Raw genomic sequence first — 15162 nt, 5'->3', positions numbered from 1 at the left:
GTTATTAGGGGTGCTCTCTCAATTTGATAACTGACTCATAGGTTAGCTTCAACCTTTCCAGTCATGAACTCAGACCAAAGTTGTTCCCAGCGCCCCTTACTCTGGATCAGTGCTCTTGTTGTCAAAAGCACTTCCGCTCCTGTTGCTTTCCACCTCATTCCAGAACCACATAATCGTTGCTTTACCAGAGTCTTACAAGCCGCTTCAGTAACTCCTGAACCTATTGGCCAATGGCGTTTAAGCGCCTGATGATAATTCATTAACTGGTGATTGTTTGTAAAATAGCTCACAGCTTTGTAGCGCTTCTCTGTCAGTGCGATTGTCTTTTTCGGGAGCTCGGCTGATTCAATTTCCTGAAGGATTTTTTTGGCTGCTCCACGCTTGTTTTTCAAACTATGTAGCCTGTCTTCAAGCCACTGGTGTCGCTTCGCCTTACTGGTTGGAAACAGTGCTTCCGCTGCTCCAGCTAAATATTCAGATGCATGATAAAAATCGAGTATCTGCCCAGAGGTATGTTGTTTCAAATAACTCCAGTTTTCTCTAGCCCCGTCAGCTACCCCGATGTATGTGGCATTTGGGTAGAGTCGTTTTAGATCTGCAATCTCCTCGTCGAGCTTGCTCATAAAGCTTTGTTTACCATACTCTGGCGAACTGGCTGTATATATCGTGTGGAGCCTGTCTCCATCTGCAGAATATAGGCTCAATGTCCCACACATGGCTTCCCTCCAGCCTTCTTCACAAAGCAGCATGCAGGTTCCATCCAGACCAATGGCTATTGTTTCAACAGGCTCTTTTAGTGGAGGAAGGTGGTAGTGAGTGTCTTGCTGGTCTTCAATTAATGCACCTACTCTGTCCGATAAATGCTTGATATAAGAATTTGAAAGCGTCCTTTGATGGTTGGTCTCAAAATCTTCTTTTACCGCAGGCGCTGGCATCTGGCTGTATTTCCAGGCGATAGACTTGGCAAATTTGGGGGTAGCTGAACCAATAATACCGGCACGAAGATCAAGTGCTGCCAGAGTACTGCCACCTCTGACACCCTGATATACGGAGCGCTCCAAAGGTATACGACCGTATAAGGTTTCATAGTGCTTAAGAACCTTTCCTTTGTAGTTCCACTTCTGCTGATTAACGACGATAGGTTCTTTATTGGGTGATTCAAATAGCCCCAATAACTCTTTTGTTCCAAGCTGCCCGGCTTCATTGAGTGCACGCTGTAAACTATCTTCAAGATTCAGCATGTTGCCTGAATCTATAGAAACTTCAATTTGCAAAACGATGCTTTTGGTAGAGCTGGAAATAACAGAAGCGGGCATGACAGTTAACTATTATGAGTGGTGTTCCCATAGTAGCTGTGAAAATAGAGCACTATTGTTTCAATCATTCAGAGAGAGCACCCGTTATTAGTTGTTTTTCAGGTAACAGAAGGTGACAGTCAACAGCTTTCTCCATTTCTTTTGGAGGCTGTTTTTCTTCAAAATATTCACCACAGAAAGATTCGTCATCATTAAAGTCATTCCAAAAATTTTCATTGAATAATTCTTGTTCATTAACCATTAGGTCTGCTGCCATTTCATCAAAAGCTACTACTCCTTCAGGCCCAGATAGTTTTTGAGACATATCATCTTTCAAGGTCGTACTTGATGAGGCATCATCTTTCACAGCAGCGGTACCAGAAACGCCATCAGAAACTTGCATCAGAGAAGCACGACCATCTGGCGCTATAGAAGTACGGCATTCATCATTATTAGACACAGAGACCTTGCTCGAAGTACCTGAAGTCGAATGCTCTGCTAGACTTTTTTTGGTATCACCGGAAGCATGATCTGGCACTTTCATATTTAGTTCAGGCTCTCGCGGACTAACCTCTCTGGCCCGCACAGAAGAAGGTTCATCTGCAGTAGCAATTCCAGCCCCACCCTTGAGGCTTAATTTAGGCTGATGAGTAAGACCTGAAAGCTGACTGCGTGTAGCAGTGTGAGGGGATAAATTAGGAAAAGAACGGCACCTCTCTGGTGTTGCGGAGCTGGGAGAGAGAGTCGAAACATCATATCGCCCCAAGCTTCGGGCAGACTCGCTTTTTGTAAGCTTCCTACGATGCCCTAAGTCATTATTAGGCAATTGTGGTACGGCATTTTGTGAAGAGGTAACCACTATTGATTGATGCATCATCAATCCTTCTTATATTATTACACTGTTTTTATAAATCTGGCAGGAACTCGCGATGCTTAGTCATAAAGCTCAAGAATTTTTAATGGTGAAAAATAGAACCAGAAGCATTTAAGCAAACGCCACCACCAATCGAAAAGCAAAATTTCGAAGCAACACATTTAAATAAGCCATGCGGATTAATAGTAGGCATTGTAAAGAATCAGTTTTTTTTAATATGCAAAGATAAAGTAAAAACAAGCAACATTATAAAATGAAAAGCACGTACCAATAATATCTCAAAGACTCTCCCACCTTAATCAACATAGAAAACCAGCCACAAAGAATATGCAGCTGGAATACAATCCACAAATTAAAAGCCGAATACTCACTAATCCCCCTCAAATTTACCAGCCATTCTTAAATCCAGCTTAATGGCGCAATTCTGTCCTCTATGACCTCTCCTGTTACTGCATTGACCACCATCTTATGCCTGATTCGGTTGTCATCCAGGAAAACAATTTCTCTAACTTTAATGTTGTCTTTCATGCTGCTCCGAGTTCTCAGCACCACCATTCCCCGGTATTTTTCCCGGGCATTTTTAATAATCTGCTCAAGGGATATCTGCTTTCCATCCGGCTTCATATCATAGGTCTCATCCTTGATCACACGACCAGTATAAGCATCCATGGTTAACTGACGGCGCTTTACCTTGAACTGCTTATCAGCCAGTTCGATAACATAGACCATGCCCCCATTCTGCCTTTCCAGCCAGGTTCTGATTCGATTCGATCCTGGATACTTGCTGTCGACCTTTGCGAGTATCTCTTCCATTGGCATAGGCGTCTGCATCGGTGCATGATCGACCTGCTTGCCACTAAAAGCGTCATAAACAACACGTTCCAGCTTGTTATTGGCATCAATAAAGTCGATAACAAACACCTTCTGCCGCTCCTCTTCCAGAAGACGCGCTGAGTGAACAACCACATCAGATGCTTTATTTCCAAACTTATTACGGGTTGTCACAATCAACTGGTCAAGAGGTACCATTGATCTCAATTTACCAGGCTGTTCAAGATGTGCTGGCGTTGCTGGAGCACTACTGCCAGCAGAAAAAGCTGTAGATGACGATAGCGCCACACCCGCCAATACCCCTAACACTATAGGAATACGAAAACAGAACACTTTCATTAGAAAACTCCTCTTCTTATGCAACAAGCGCTGAGGAAATAACGTTAACTACCACCGAACACGGGTATAAAAATCTTCAAAAGGACGTGGGGAAAGCGCAAAGATGGCAGGCGTCATTGATGGTAGTCTTTATGCTCGTTAATGCTGAGCTGATACAGTTAATCTAGAATTGATTTTCTATATTGCAAGCAGCATTACCCAATAGGAAAGCTGAAAGTTAAAGGTTGAAGAAGGTGTAGAATCTTTTTAACTTCTTCCCGGCAGTCTCAAAAAGTATAGGCTGGAAACGTACTAAGGTGCCTGGCATTGCCTGTGCCAGCTTATTTAAGTCCATCTGTGCAACACAGCCAATCTTTGGGTAACCACCCAGTGTCTGGTGATCACGCATAAGAATAATTGGCTGGCCATTTTCAGGTATCTGAACAGCCCCCAGGGCTATACCTTCAGAAATCACACCACTGAAGGGGGGAGTAATATCAGCCCCGTCTAATCGATACCCCATTCGGTCACTGTTTGATGATAGCGTAAAGTTTGACTCATAGAACCGTTTACGACTTTCTTCTGAGAATGCCGACGCCTGATATGACTCTATTAGATTCAGCCTGAGCTCCTGCTCATATTCCGGAATATAGCGAACTGGAATCATCCGGTTGATTTCTGGCTTGAAAACTTGATCAGTGATCGACTCAAGACAATCCCCCTGTCTTATCTGGCAGCCAGCTCTATTGTTTGCCCCAAACCCACCAATACCATCCCTGGCAACGGTCGCGACACTGCCAAAAACCGCTGGTGCAGAAAAACCGCCAGGAATAGCCAGATAAGCTCTTAGACCTTTCCGGGGAAACAGAAACGAAAGTATATCTCCCTTATTGAGGTGAATAGTTCTCCAACCACCTACAGGCTGGTTGTTGATTCTGGCGCCCAGGTCTGCCCCTGTTAAAACCAGCGTTACGGCTCGATGTGCTAGAAACTTGGCCTGTCCACCCGTTATCTCCAACTGGGGACAAGACATGCTGTTCTCCAGAAGGTAATTTGCCCAGCAATAGGCATGAAGATCCATCGGCCCTCCCTGGGCCAAGCCCTGATACCCCATTCCCTCTCGACCAGTGTCCTGAAGTTGCACCAGCATTCCAGGGTCAATCACTTCCAGTGCGACCACACAGTGCCTCCAAGCTCAAAAAACTCATCCCGTGATATGGGTTGGAATTTAACAGAAAGACCCACAGAAAAAGACGACATAGGCGTCTTATCAAAATCAACCAGAGAAATTGGGCAGTTACCAATAATCTGCCATCCCCCGGGTGTATTGGAAGGGTATACGGCTGTCTGCCGGTCAGCTATCCCCACACTCCCAGCAGGCAACATCTTTCTTGGTTCCGTTTTTCTTGGCATTGCAATGGAGGGATCAACAGCACCAAGGAAGGCAAAACCAGGACTGAAACCGATAGCACAGACAACATAGGTCGATTGACTGTGTATATGAACAACCTCATCAACTGTACAGTTATGAAATCGGGCTATTTCAGGCAAGTCTGGACCCGTTTCCAGGCTGTAATAGACGGGTAAGGTAATCACCTTACTTAACTTTTGACTGTGAACACCAGTCAGAGAAAAGGAATCACCCAACACCTGCAATCTTTTTTTTAACTCATAATAATCAGCTTTCAGAGGGTGGTACTGAATATAAATCGTCGTATAAGAAGGAATAACTTCAATCAGCTCTGACGAAAGACTATTTCTGATATAGTCAGCCAAGTCGCCTATTTTTACCGCAAGCCGGGTATCAATATGATCACCCAGCTTTATGATCAACGCCGTTTCTGAGACAGGCTGGATGTCCATCATGGAGTCGAGTCTGCCGATTTTAACATTTGTCGAATCTGTTGAATCAGTGCGATGGCGTCAAGATTATCACCATGAACACACAGACTGTCAGCTTTCAATTCCAGCCGGTTTCCACTGATGGTATTAACCTCTCCTGAGAGTAAGTCTTTAACCTGCTGAAGTATCGCGGCTGATTCCTGGTAAACAGCCCCCGGTACAGACCTTGATACCAACAAGCCATTATCATCATAAGCCCTGTCAGCATAGGCTTCATAAATCAATGATACCGCATACCTGTCCGCTATCTTTTTTTGTGATTCATTATCAGCCATGGCCTGAATCATGAGTGCTGGCTTGTAATCCATGTTTGAAGCCGCAATCACAATGGCCTCAAATACGTCTGGATTGTTCATCATCTCATGATAGAGCGCACCATGGGGCTTAATATACTTTACACGAACACCATGTTGCTGGCAGATAGCATCCAGCGCGCCAACCTGGTAAGCCACCAGATGCGTGACACTTTCAGGACTGTGAGGAATAAATCGACGACCAAACCCTGTCTTGTCGTTGTACCCGGGATGGGCCCCAATCGTGACCCCACAGTCTATCGCCTGTTTCACGGTGCCACTCATGATATCGGGGTCAGAAGCGTGAAAGCCGCAGGCAATATTGGCCATATCAATCCATGGCATCACCGCTTCATCATTTCCCATTTGCCAGGGGCCAAAACTCTCACCCATATCACAATTCAGCTTCACTGATTTACCTGTAAAGTTTGAGTACTTCTTCTGCCAGAATAGAAAGTCCCTTTTCAACATCCTGATGATCACGGGTATAGGTCAACCTGAGGCATTCATGCTTATGGGGCCAGTCATCGTCTATCCCCGGGAAGAAATAGTGTCCGGAAACCACCAGCACATTTCTTGCCTTCAGTCGTTCATAGAGCTCAAGACTGGAAACAGGCAAACCTTCAAACCATAACCAGAGGAACATTGCGCCTTCCGGTTTATGAACATGCCAGGGAATATCAGCCAGTTTTTCTTTGAGGCAATTTACCGCAAACTGAGCCTTCTCCTGATAATAAGGACGGATAACATTCTCACAAAGAGGATTAATGCTGTCATCCCGGATCATATCCAGAGCAAGTAAACTGCCCGTACTGTTGGGAGCAAGGTTCATAATGGCATTAATACCCGACAGAGCCCTGATAACCTGTTCATTGGCAATAACAATACCGGTTCTGACCGCAGGCAGTCCGAGCTTAGAGAGACTTAGACAGAGAATGGTGTGTTCATTCCAGCGTGGTGTCGCTTCCGTAAAAATCAACTTTGGAAATGGCGTACCGTAGGCACCATCAACAATCATGGGAATATCATGCTGTAGAGCCAGGTTATCCAGCCGCTCAATTTCATGATCCGTCAGAACATTACCTGTCGGGTTGGTAGGGCGCGACACACAAATTGCACCAATACTGTCATCAATCACCAGCTCCTGAAAATCAACCCGATATTTAAAAATATGCTGATCAAGATGCTCAATTTCCGGTTTATTGGCCGCAAAAAAGTTATCACTCAGCCCTGCATCGGCATAGCCAATATATTCTGGTGCCAGTGGTAACTGAATACGCTTGTGGCTGCCATCACCATAACTTCCGGCAAACATATTGAACAGCATAAAAAAGGCGGCCTGACTGCCATTGGACAAGGCTATATTTCTTTCAGTCAGCTTCCAGCCAAACTGTCGGTTAAGAAAAGCAGCCATCTCACGAACAAAGTCTTTTTCTCCCTGGGGTGGATCATAGGTACCCACCAGCCGGGTAAACTCCGCCTGACTCTCGATGATTTTACGCAGTCGCTGCCTGAACACTTCTTCTACTTCGGGGATATGGGCCGGATTACCACCGCCCATCATGATCATATCTTTACCATCGGCGAGGGCGTTGCCCAGATCATCCATTAATGAAAGGATGCCGGAATGGCTGGTGAATTTTTCGCCAAAGGCAGAAAGCTTCATGCTTACCCCTGATTATTCTGGTCGCAGGATAATAAAAGTGCTGTTATATAATGATGAAAAGAGGCTGTCTACCGCACAAGACATGATGAGCCAAATATAGAGGCAGGTTCACCAGCAGAAATGCATGCTCAGGAAATTCATTTTACTTATTGCTGTATATCGTGGATTGCCGGCAAACCACCTGCAGACGAAGCTTTATAGACGGCTCGATGAACGGCCTTTTCAACAGCTTCTGCCCCCAACACCCCTAATATATTAACATCAGCGTCAACCTCACCCGTTGCTGCACAAAAAAGGGTATCACCATCGTACATAGTATGGGCAGGCCGAATGGCTCGAGATACACCATCATGCCCCATTTGAGCGACCTTTAAGGCCTGAGCTTTTGTTAATTTTGCGTTGGTAACGACTACGCCAATCGTTGTATTTGCCCCGGGCAATGCTTGAACTGACTGTTCATCCATCAATAAGTCCATACCAGAAACAAACTGTTTACCATCTTCACTCCTTGTACCTGCAAGGAGCTTTTCACCAACCACAACATCTCCCCAGGCGTTGACAGCAACAACAGCTCCAACAATGACACCACATCTCAATCTCATCGCATAACAACCAATTCCGCTTTTTGTCGCGCGATCAAACCCTGCAACTTTACCGATTGACGCACCGGTACCGGCACCTACATTGCCTTCTTCAATGATTTGATGACAGGCTAACCTCGTGGCTTCATACCCCATCTGTTCACTGGGTCGGGCAGAGGCATCACCCACTGACTGATCAAAAAGTATCGCGCCGGTGACTATCGGGATCGTAACAAAGTCAGTTTGAAAGCCAATGCCATGCTCCTCCAGGCAACGGCTAACCCCATTCATACTTTCAAGGCCTAATGCACTTCCACCGGAAAGCACAATGGCGTGTACAGAGTTAACCAGGTTTTCTGGCCTTAGTAATTCCGTCTCCCTGGTTCCGGGAGCCGCACCGCGCACATCCACACCGGCAGTTACTCCCTGATCAAAGCGCAGTACAGTAACTCCGGTCAACCCCTCAGGGTCTGAAGCATGGCCTACAGCCAAGCCTCGAATTTCAGAAAGGTCACAACATTGATCACTCACATGCATTGCCTATGACACTGATATCAAATCAAGCAGAAGAACATAATCTATAGAGACAACAGCTTACTTTCAGGGTAACTATTCAGCACCCTTCATATAAATCTGGAATTTTCTGATTTTTCGACCATCATCTTATACTCAATTTTTCTAACAAATCTCCAGTATGGAACCAGACTTCCCAGCTACTCCGTTTACCGAAGCTCTCCTTAAAGAGAATGAAGAGCTTCGGACCGAGAATGCGCTTTTACGGGAACGTTGCAGCGAACTGGAAGAAAGGGTTAATAAAAACAGTCAAAACAGTAGTAAGCCACCATCGTCAGATGGTTATCAAAAGCCCAGTAAAAAAGGGAGTGATAAAGGTGATACATCTTCCAAAGAAGCCCCCTGCTCCTCACAGGAAACACCGAACCCCAAAAGCCTTAGACCATCTTCAGGCAATAAACCAGGTGGCCAGAAAGGTCATCAAGGCTCTTGTTTGAGACGTGTCGCCTTACCCGATTATGTCAGGCATCTGAAGGTTGAAAAATGTTGCTGTTGCCAGTCTTCGCTTATCGATATTAAACCCACCAAATACATTGAGCGACAGGTTTTTGATCCAGGTAGACCCGGAGAATTTGAAGTTACCGCGTACTGGGCAGACGTTAAAGTATGTCCTTGTGGTAAACGGAACACCGCTGAGTTTCCCCAAGGAGTGAAAGCCGCTGCTCAATACGGAGAAGTGACTCAGGCAATGGCTGTTCATTTAAACCAGTATCACTTCATCCCATATCACCGGGTGTCTGAGTATTTCAATACTATTTATTGCATGAGTGTCAGCGCAGGCTCTGTTGCCAATTTTGTTGCCTATACCCATGAGAACCTGGCCTCTACTGAGCAGAGTATCCGCGATGCTTTACAAGAAAGTCCGGTTGCAGGAGCGGATGAAACTGGCATGCGGGTTGACGGTTCACTGTGGTGGTTACACATTATGCGAGATGACCAATGGACGCTTTACTACCTCTCAGAAAGGCGAGGTTGTGAAGCAATGGATGCAATGGGCATCCTGCTGACTTTTGCAGGCATTCTGGTTCACGATCATTGGAAGTCCTACTTTGCCTATGCGGCAGTGAATGTGCTTTGTAATGCCCATCATCTGAGAGAGCTTCAGGGAGTTGTCGATAGGGATGCGAATAAGCTGGCTCTGCGGCTGATGAAATTGCTTACGCTCTCCTGGCACTTCTGCAAGAAATACAAAGCAGCCGGTCTGACTCAAATGCCTGGTGCAATACAGCTTCGCATTGAGACGATATACGACCAAATCCTTCAAAGGGCTCTCACGAAGGAAACCGCTTATATGGAAAAACAACGACAGGTGCTTGGACGTAAGAAGGTCAGGAATACCAAGGCCTACAACCTGTTCAAAAGGCTTATTGAGTTTAAGGTTGAAACGTTGCGCTTCATGTCGGACTTTTCAATTCCCTTCGATAACAATGGCAGTGAACGTGATGCCAGGATGGCCAAACTTAAGCAGAAGATCTCAGGCTGCTTCAGAAGCGAAGACGGAGGTACCATGTTTACCCGAATCCGAAGCTATTTATCATCTGCTAAAAAGCAGGGGTTGAACATATTTCAGGCGCTTCTTAAAGCGGTTCGAAATTACAACAATACGCCTTTGCTGGGTGCTGAATAGTTACAAAGAAAGAAAAGAATCCTAGTGGTTGAAGATAACACCATCAACCAGCTTGTAACCGAAGGCATGCTTGAACAACTCGGGCATGAAGTAAGCCTTGCAAACAACGGTCAGGACTGCATCACAGCATGCAACACTGAAAACTTTGACCTGATCCTGATGGATTGCAATATGCCAGTAATGGATGGTTACACGGCAACGAAACAGCTGAGAGCCATGACATCAACAAAAGAAACGCCCATCATCGCCCTAACGGCTAACACGCTTGAAGAGCACAAAAAAAGATGCATGGATGTGGGTATGAATAGCTATCTTGCAAAGCCATTTAATAAAAAAGAGCTGAACAAAGTAATTGAAGAATCTTTTGGCTAGTCGTCTCTTCCAAAGTGTCTTTGATCTTCACTAGAATTAGATGATGATAGAGTTCCTGCTACTTTTAAAGAGGCTAACGGCGGTACAATAGAAACAGCTGCATGACTACTTAAATGAGAACCAGACAGTCCATTCTCAGGAGCACTCTCAAAGCAGCCATCAAACGTACGAGTTTGAGCAGTTTCTTTCTTTTCCTGAATGAGAGATTGAAGCACCGGTAATCTTGGTGGGAGTATTTGCACAGGCAATAACGGTTTACGTTCTCCTCTCTGATTGCCGACCATCCCCCCCCCCAGGCAGTCAGGAACGCTCCTCAAAGAGTTAAACCCTCCACTCATTGTTTCTATCGGCTGTGATTCAGAAGAAAGCCTCATACCCACTTCTATTGGCTTCGACTGGTGTATTGCACTTGATAATCCATTTATAACTAAATGATTGGAAACGAAGCTTCTCTCAGGTTGTTCCCTTAAAACAGGAGCGCCATGAGTAACAGTAGCAACATTATTTTGGTACCACCTCATTCCCCTTAAGATTGGGACACAAGCCTTTCGATGAAGGGAAACTGAATCAAAAAAACGATCTAACTTATCTTTGCTCTTACTTTCTTTCAGTGTACATTTAAGCTTACTGTATTGATCACCGGTTAGTTCTGGCTTTAGAGATTTTAGAAGCCGCTTCGGAGACAGCCCCAATGTTCTTGCCAAGGCCCTCATCTCGTTAATTTCACACGACAAACCTAAATCAAAATTAATTCTAGTTTGTCTACCATGTTCCGCTTCCAGCACTTTTATTTTATTCGCTAGAGATCTATTTTCATCTATCGCCCGCATAGCAAGTGCCTTGTAGTCAACTTGCTGCCTTTCTAAAAGGCTAAATCGTTTCTTCTCATTCTCAAGAGCCAGATACAGCTTGTCTATTTTTGTCGAGCACAAAGAATGGCCAAAAGTTAAAGGAGGGTGCCTGCTCGTTAAAGAGGGTAAGAAATTATTTCTATTGCCTGTTGGAACATTAGCTGGACGATCCAATATAGAGACTTCCATATAGCCACTCCAAAAACAAAAACTTTTAAAAAATATAAAGTACTTCAGCCCATCCAAATAAACATCAATAAAAACAGAAAAAACAATAGACTAACCAAACATCATAGATCAATTAAAAAACCATTAATTAACAAACATTTTTTTACACACCTCTACTATCGCCAAAAAAATTCAACCACTTTCCAATATTCATAACAAAAACCTCATTCACCAATAGCAATCAATAATAAGATCAATAATATGGTGGCCAATATATGGCCACCATATTATATAAAACAGATAAAGTAGGCTGAACGATACCTCTTAGCAGGGAGCCTTATCAGCGATCTTTAAATTTCATAGCAACCGAGTTAATGCAATATCGAAGCCCAGTAGGCTCTGGACCATCCGGAAACACATGCCCCAGGTGAGCACCACAATTAGAACAAAGTACCTCAGTACGCTCCATCCCCAGACTATTATCTTCCTGCATGGTTATCGCATCACTGTCGATGGCTTGATAGAAACTAGGCCAGCCACAGCCCGCATCAAATTTTACTGATGAATCAAACAGCTTTTGCTTACAGCAGACACAGTGAAAGACACCATCTTTCTCAAAGAAGTTATATTCGCCGGTAAACGGTCGCTCAGTTCCCTTTTCACGGCACACATAGTATTGTTCATCAGTCAGCTCTTCCCGCCACTGTTCATCTGACTTTTTTTCTTTCATTTCGTACAGCCCTCTTATTTCACTTTCATCAGTAAACAGAGACTTTCTGGAATGGTCTCGCGGCAATCAGGATAACCGCCCGAATAAAAACTATCTACACTAGTGCAACTCTTGGCAGATCAATTCATAATGCCATGCTGCAAGTCTCACAGAACCTGAAACCATCGGTAAGCCATCCATGAAGGATATTGAAAAATCCACCAAACTCGACAATGTCTGTTACGACATTCGCGGCCCCGTTCTTCGAGAAGCCAAGCGGCTGGAAGAAGAAGGACATCGTGTCATTAAATTGAACACGGGCAATCCCGCGGCGTTTGGCTTTGATGCGCCCGATGAGATCACCCAGGACGTCATCCGCAATTTGCCACTGTCTCAGGGCTACTGTGATTCTAAAGGCCTGTTTTCAGCCCGCAAGGCCATCATGCAGTATTGCCAGCAGAAGAGCTTTCCCCCCATTACCGTTGAAGACATCATTATCGGTAACGGCGTCAGTGAGCTGGTGGTAATGACCATGCAGGCACTGCTCAACAATGGCGATGAGATGCTAATCCCTGCTCCGGACTATCCTCTGTGGACTGCAGCGGTTCATCTATCAGGTGGCCGTGCTGTTCACTACCGCAAGGATGAACAGTCGGACTGGTGTCCGGATATTGAAGATATCCGCAGCAAAATCACCGCCAAAACCCGGGGTATTGTGGTTATCAACCCAAATAACCCAACCGGTGCGGTTTATCCAGACGAAATTCTGAAAGAGATCGTTCAGCTGGCAAGAGAGCATGACCTGATCATATTTGCTGACGAAATATACGATAAAATACTCTACGACGGGGTTGAGCACACGGCCCTGGCCTCTCTGGCAGATGACGTGCTTTGTATCAGTTTTAACGGCCTGTCAAAATCCTATCGTGTTGCCGGGTTCCGGGCTGGCTGGCTGGTGGTTTCCGGTCCAAAGCACAATGCCAGAAGCTATCTGGAAGGTCTGGAAATGCTGGCCTCGATGAGGCTCTGTGCAAATGTACCCTCTCAACACGCCATCCAGACAGCATTAGGCGGTTACCAGAGCATTAATGATCTGGTACTGCCTGGCGGCAGACTGCTTGAGCAGCGTAACCGGGCATGGGAAATGCTGGATCAGATACCGGGGGTCAGCTGTACAAAACCCAAAGGCGCTCTCTATCTGTTCCCCAAACTCGACCCTAAACATCATAAGATCCATGATGATGAGAGGCTGGTACTGGACTTCCTCCTTCAGGAAAAAGTACTGCTTGTCCAGGGCACTGCATTTAACTGGCCTGAGCCAGACCACCTTCGAATCATTACCCTCCCCTGGATAGAAGACCTGGAAACCGTGATGACCAAACTTGAGCGATTCCTCAGCCGATATAAACAATAAATGGGATACTTGGAGGGAGGTTTAGCCTTCCTCCTCTATTCTTTACGGAAGAACAGCTATGGACAACCTATGGCCGACATACACATTGATGAATTTTATCAGGACTGCCTGAAAATACTGACCCAGCTCTACAACACATTCCCTCGCCTGACGACACTCTACATTGACGACCTGATCACCAATGCCGGCACCGATGAATTTGGTATACCTAACAGACGTCATAAGGCCTGCTTTGATGCCATGCTCTGGCTCGCCTCAGAAGGTTATATACGATACCAGGACAACATTCGACATGATGCCCTGGATCAGGTTGTACTCACCGAAAAAAGCTTTCTTCGCTTAAGTATTCCTACTATTAATGTTGATGACCAGAGCGATCTTCCACCATCCGTTGCCCGTAAACAGGCAACAATGGCCTGGCATTGCAGACAGGCACTTAAAAATAAAGGGAGTGAAGCAATTGCGCAGGCTGCCCTGCAGTTTTTCTCCCAGAGCTGACCAGTAAAAGGTCAGCTTCTCCCCTGCTTCCAACCGCTTTTCTGTCAGCGCCGTGTAAAAATAAAGCTCATTTTTTAGACTCTCTTGAAAGAATAAGTATCCGCCTTTATATAGCTCCTTAATAATATTGATGACGATGAGGTCACCTTTACTAATGAAGAGAATCCTGTTGTTTCTGGCCACGAACATGGCAGTCCTTTTGCTGGCCAGTATCACACTGAATATTCTCGGCGTCGGCAGTTACCTGAGCCACCAGGGACTGAACATGGGTTCCCTGCTGGCTTTCTGTGCAGTCTTCGGTTTTGTCGGCTCTTTTGTTTCTCTGCTGCTCTCCAAAACCATGGCCAAGATGAGCACAGGAACGCAGATTATTGAACAACCACAGACAGCCCAGGAACAATGGCTGGTAGAGACAGTTAGAGAGCTCTCTGAAAAAGCAGGCATTGGAATGCCCGAAGTGGGCATTTTTCATTCTCCAGAAGCCAATGCATTTGCCACCGGATGGAACAAAAATGCCGCGCTGGTTGCCGTCAGTCAGGGACTGCTGGATCGATTTAGCCCTAACGAGGCCCGTGCAGTTATTGGTCACGAAATTGGCCACGTAGCCAACGGCGATATGGTCACCCTGAGCTTGATCCAGGGTGTGGTGAACACCTTTGTGATGTTCTTTGCCCGGATTATCGGTTATGCCGTCGACTCCTTCCTGCGTCGTGATGACGAAGGCGAAGGTGGTGTTGGTATTGGCTTTTACGTAACCAGCTTTATTGCTGAAATTATTCTTGGTTTTCTGGCCAGTGCCATCGTTATGTGGTTCTCCCGTCAGCGCGAATTCAGGGCCGACGAAGCCGGTGCTGAACTGGCAGGCCGCAGGGATATGATTGCAGCACTGGAACGCCTGCGTTCCGAATATGAAGCTCCCAGCGCGATGCCAGCCACCATGACGGCCTTTGGTATCCGCAGCGGTGTTCGCAGTGGACTGGCAGCCCTGTTTACCAGCCATCCCCCGCTGGATCAGCGTATCGAAACGCTACGCGCCCACAGTTAAGTTCCCCCTTCAGGCCGGTAATTACCGGCCTTTTTTTTATTTCGAAGATCACAAAACATACGAAGGAAATCCTTTATTTTTCTTTGTGTGCTGCGTGATCCTTGTGGCTTAGCCAGCCCCAGTTAGATGAATAGAGAGGATTGTA

Annotated in this window: 15 protein-coding genes; 5 read left to right on the top strand and 10 right to left on the bottom strand. The window is 45.7% G+C overall.

Annotated features, from left to right (window positions below):
• Nucleotides 1–35: 35 nt before the first annotated feature.
• The 8 genes from ACOCLE_RS01385 to ACOCLE_RS01350 all read right to left on the bottom strand — a co-directional run bounded on the left by ACOCLE_RS01385 (nucleotide 36) and on the right by ACOCLE_RS01350 (nucleotide 8291).
• The gene (locus tag ACOCLE_RS01385) at nucleotides 36–1316 is read right to left on the bottom strand and encodes an ISKra4 family transposase (RefSeq protein ID WP_419532972.1); all 1281 of its coding nucleotides are present in this window, start codon (nucleotides 1314–1316) and stop codon (nucleotides 36–38) included.
• 64 nt (nucleotides 1317–1380) lie between these two features.
• Nucleotides 1381–2172 (bottom strand): hypothetical protein, encoded by a 792-nt coding sequence (locus ACOCLE_RS01380; protein WP_419535200.1) that lies wholly within the window; start codon nucleotides 2170–2172, stop codon nucleotides 1381–1383.
• A gap of 396 nt (nucleotides 2173–2568) precedes the next feature.
• The gene (locus tag ACOCLE_RS01375; RefSeq protein WP_419535199.1) at nucleotides 2569–3339 is read right to left on the bottom strand and encodes a PepSY domain-containing protein; all 771 of its coding nucleotides are present in this window, start codon (nucleotides 3337–3339) and stop codon (nucleotides 2569–2571) included.
• 217 nt (nucleotides 3340–3556) lie between these two features.
• Entirely contained in the window at nucleotides 3557–4498 is a 942-nt protein-coding gene (locus ACOCLE_RS01370) for a biotin-dependent carboxyltransferase family protein (protein ID WP_419535198.1), read from the bottom strand.
• Nucleotides 4480–5184, bottom strand: coding sequence for a 5-oxoprolinase subunit PxpB (gene pxpB, locus ACOCLE_RS01365; RefSeq protein ID WP_419535197.1), 705 nt, complete (start codon nucleotides 5182–5184; stop codon nucleotides 4480–4482). Before pxpB ends, ACOCLE_RS01370 begins: the two co-directional genes overlap by 19 nt.
• Nucleotides 5181–5906, bottom strand: a complete 726-nt coding sequence (locus ACOCLE_RS01360) for a 5-oxoprolinase subunit PxpA (protein WP_419535196.1) — start codon at nucleotides 5904–5906, stop codon at nucleotides 5181–5183. The genes pxpB and ACOCLE_RS01360 overlap by 4 nt, the downstream gene beginning before the upstream one ends.
• A gap of 22 nt (nucleotides 5907–5928) precedes the next feature.
• Nucleotides 5929–7179 (bottom strand): valine--pyruvate transaminase, encoded by a 1251-nt coding sequence (locus ACOCLE_RS01355; RefSeq protein WP_419535195.1) that lies wholly within the window; start codon nucleotides 7177–7179, stop codon nucleotides 5929–5931.
• A 146-nt stretch (nucleotides 7180–7325) separates the two neighbouring features.
• Nucleotides 7326–8291 carry a P1 family peptidase gene (locus tag ACOCLE_RS01350; protein ID WP_419535194.1) on the bottom strand — a complete coding sequence of 322 codons (966 nt, stop codon included), beginning with the start codon at nucleotides 8289–8291 and terminating at the stop codon, nucleotides 7326–7328.
• A 163-nt stretch (nucleotides 8292–8454) separates the two neighbouring features.
• On the opposite strand from ACOCLE_RS01350, the gene tnpC reads away from it, so the two are divergent.
• On the top strand, nucleotides 8455–9960 hold the full coding sequence (tnpC, locus tag ACOCLE_RS01345; RefSeq protein WP_419535193.1) for an IS66 family transposase: 1506 nt from the start codon (nucleotides 8455–8457) through the stop codon (nucleotides 9958–9960).
• Between the two features lie 24 nt (nucleotides 9961–9984).
• Complete coding sequence (locus ACOCLE_RS01340) at nucleotides 9985–10332, top strand: response regulator (RefSeq protein ID WP_419535192.1); 348 nt, start codon at nucleotides 9985–9987, stop codon at nucleotides 10330–10332.
• On the opposite strand, the gene ACOCLE_RS01335 is transcribed toward ACOCLE_RS01340, so the two are convergent.
• Both ACOCLE_RS01335 and msrB read right to left on the bottom strand, forming a co-directional pair.
• On the bottom strand, nucleotides 10329–11372 hold the full coding sequence (locus ACOCLE_RS01335; protein WP_419535191.1) for a hypothetical protein: 1044 nt from the start codon (nucleotides 11370–11372) through the stop codon (nucleotides 10329–10331). The genes ACOCLE_RS01340 and ACOCLE_RS01335 overlap by 4 nt on opposite strands.
• A 319-nt stretch (nucleotides 11373–11691) precedes the next feature.
• Nucleotides 11692–12081, bottom strand: coding sequence for a peptide-methionine (R)-S-oxide reductase MsrB (gene msrB / locus ACOCLE_RS01330; protein ID WP_419535190.1), 390 nt, complete (start codon nucleotides 12079–12081; stop codon nucleotides 11692–11694).
• A 178-nt stretch (nucleotides 12082–12259) separates the two neighbouring features.
• Here msrB and ACOCLE_RS01325 point away from each other — a divergent pair, with 178 nt between their 5' ends.
• The 3 genes from ACOCLE_RS01325 (at nucleotide 12260) to htpX (ending at nucleotide 15017) form a co-directional block, all read left to right on the top strand.
• Complete coding sequence (locus ACOCLE_RS01325) at nucleotides 12260–13474, top strand: pyridoxal phosphate-dependent aminotransferase (protein ID WP_419535189.1); 1215 nt, start codon at nucleotides 12260–12262, stop codon at nucleotides 13472–13474.
• Between the two features lie 69 nt (nucleotides 13475–13543).
• On the top strand, nucleotides 13544–13972 hold the full coding sequence (locus ACOCLE_RS01320; RefSeq protein ID WP_419535188.1) for a hypothetical protein: 429 nt from the start codon (nucleotides 13544–13546) through the stop codon (nucleotides 13970–13972).
• Between the two features lie 154 nt (nucleotides 13973–14126).
• The gene (gene htpX, locus ACOCLE_RS01315) at nucleotides 14127–15017 is read left to right on the top strand and encodes a protease HtpX (RefSeq protein WP_419535187.1); all 891 of its coding nucleotides are present in this window, start codon (nucleotides 14127–14129) and stop codon (nucleotides 15015–15017) included.
• The last annotated feature ends 145 nt before the right edge of the window (nucleotides 15018–15162 follow it).

This window comes from Endozoicomonas sp., assembly GCF_965196975.1.
In the GTDB taxonomy this organism is placed as follows: domain Bacteria; phylum Pseudomonadota; class Gammaproteobacteria; order Pseudomonadales; family Endozoicomonadaceae; genus Endozoicomonas.
This window is presented reverse-complemented; position numbering and strand designations above follow the sequence as displayed.